We start from the raw sequence: 2491 nt of genomic DNA on the forward strand, positions 1-2491 counted from the left end.
TCCACTATTTATTCTACATCCAGACCAGCGCAAACATGAACAAAAACAAAAACAAAAACCCCCTCAAATGAGGAGGTTGAACAGTTTCGGATCGTGATTGATTTCCATATACCCGTAATCCTTGCGCGATAGACGCTCAATCAGGCCTTGGTAATCATCCTTGTTCTTGAGCTCAATGCCGACCAGCGCCGGCGCGTTGTCTCTGTTGTTTTTCTTCATATACTCAAAACGGGTGATATCGTCCGTCGGCCCCAGCACGTCCTCCAGGAACTCGCGCAGCGCCCCGGCCCGCTGAGGAAAGTTCAAAATAAAATAATGCTTCAGCCCCTCATAAATGAGCGAGCGCTCCTTGATCTCCTGCATCCGGTCAATGTCGTTGTTGCCGCCGGAAATGATGCAGACGACGTTCTTGCCCTTGATCTGCTCCCGATACGCGTCCAGTGCCGCCACCGGCAGCGCGCCTGCGGGCTCAATGACGATGGCGTTACTGTTGTACAGCTCCAGAATCGTCGTACATTCTTTGCCGGACGGAATCACCGTGATCTCCGCCAGCTTGTCCCGGCAAATCTCATAAGTCAGCTCGCCTACCTGCGCGACCGCCGCTCCGTCGACGAACTTCTCGATGTTCGTCAGCTTCACCACACCGCCAAGGCGGAACGCTTCGCTCATGCTCGCCGCCCCTTCGGGCTCGGCGCCGATTATCTGCGTCTTCGGCGATACGCTCGACACATACGTCGCAACCCCTGCCGCCAAACCACCTCCGCCAATCGTCGCAAAGATAAAATCGGGCGCATCCTGCATCTGGTTCATAATTTCGAGGCCGACCGTTCCTTGCCCGGCAATCGTCCGCGCATCGTCGAACGGATGGATGAACACCTTGTTCTCCTTCTCGCAATAAGCCTTCGCCTGAGCGGATGAATCATCGAACGTGTCCCCGGTCAGGATCACCTCCACGAAAGATCCTCCAAACAGCTTCACTTGCGAAATCTTCTGCCTCGGCGTCGTCGTCGGCATGAAAATTTCCCCCTCAATGCCAAGCTGCTTGCAGGAATAGGCCACGCCCTGCGCATGGTTGCCCGCGCTCGCGCAGACCACGCCCGCCGCACGCTCCTCAGCTGTCAACCCTTGGATGACGTTGTACGCGCCGCGAATTTTAAACGAACGCACCACCTGCATGTCTTCCCGCTTCAAAAACACATTGCACTCGTACTGACTCGAAAGCAAGTCGTTGCGCTGCAGCGGTGACGGTTCAATCACTTTGCTGAGTACATGATTTGCTTTCAGAATATCCTCCAAGCCCACTTTTCCGGCTACCGTCATCGCCTTCTACCACCTTTACCTGACATATCCAGTCATATTTTAACGAGTATTGTAGCACACATTTTGCCGCAATAGTATGGAAAAGACAACCGAATAAGGCAGTTCTTTGACCAATCAGCGAAAATGCAAAAGCCCCTCCCGCCACGTCAACCGTGACAGGAAAGGCTTGGATAATCGGCTTGCACTTTAAGCTTAACGGATATGCCGCCCTGTAAGAGGGGGGTACTCATGGCATGGAACCGCTTCTAGGAGATACGTTCCGATATCTTAGTAATAATGCGGCTGCTCCTGCAGCTCCGCACGGCGCTGCAAGAAGCGGTAGAACGCGCTCGCCGCCTGCGCCTTGGTCACTTCCGTTTTCGGCGCGAAGCTGCCGTCCGAAAGCGACATGATACCGAGGCCCACGACGATCGATGCATCTCCAATGCGCGTTAATTGCGCGCTATCAGCGATTTGCGGATTGAAGACACCGTCGTATTTCGCCAGTTTTTTGTAGCCAAGTGCTTTGACTATAAGCTGCGCCATCGATTCCCGATCCATCTTGGCATCGGCATTAAAGTCGGAACCGGCGTCCAGCAGGCCGCGGTCCACCGCATTTTCGACATAGGCAAAATACTTCGAGCCGTTCGCCACATCTGCAAACGACGCCGCACGCTCAGCGCCGTAGTAAATGCCGCCATTGCCGCCGTTCATGGCGATCACCAGCATTTTAACCAGCTCGCCCTTCGTAATCGCCTCGTCCGGGTTCACCTTGCCGTCTTTCACATCAAGCGCCTGATAGTCCAGCATCAGCTGCAGTTCGTTCTTCGCCCAGTGCTGATCGATGTCGCTGACCGTCACTTTGCCGAGCGTCATCACTTCACCCGTGTCGGCGTTCCGCCATTGGCCTGTTGCCGCATCCAGCAAGAAGGCTTGGTGGTTGCTCCGCAGATTGAGCGAGTACACAAGCTTCGCCGTGGCCTTGTCTTGCGAATTCACCGCATCCGGCACAACTTCGCCCGCCGCCATCATCACGCGATATTTCTCAATCGGCATCGCACCGTAGTAACCGCCGTCCAGCACATAGCTCAGCTTAAGGTCGTACTGACCGAGCCACAAATCTTTGGCTTTGTCCTCGGAAATGACCTCCGGCTTCTGCTTCGGATACGACAGGTTGCTCAAAGTCACATTA

The 2491-nt window shown here is 54.7% G+C and carries 2 protein-coding genes; both read right to left on the reverse strand.

Annotation, left to right across the window (positions count from 1 at the left end; genetic code table 11):
• Nucleotides 1–63: 63 nt before the first annotated feature.
• A complete protein-coding gene (gene ilvA, locus EJQ19_RS21845) occupies nucleotides 64–1320 on the reverse strand; it encodes a threonine ammonia-lyase IlvA (protein WP_126143369.1) in 1257 nt (418 codons plus the stop codon).
• 267 nt (nucleotides 1321–1587) lie between these two features.
• On the reverse strand, nucleotides 1588–2491 hold a 904-nt coding region (locus tag EJQ19_RS21850; protein WP_206438466.1), incomplete at its 5' end, for an S-layer homology domain-containing protein.

The organism is Paenibacillus whitsoniae (genome assembly GCF_003955665.1).
Classification (GTDB): domain Bacteria; phylum Bacillota; class Bacilli; order Paenibacillales; family NBRC-103111; genus Paenibacillus_E; species Paenibacillus_E whitsoniae.

Bases quoted from the DNA above. Each gene is read 5' to 3' on its own strand.
- ilvA (WP_126143369.1), bottom strand. From the start codon at position 1,320: ATGACGGTAGCCGGAAAAGTGGGCTTGGAGGATATTCTGAAAGCAAAT.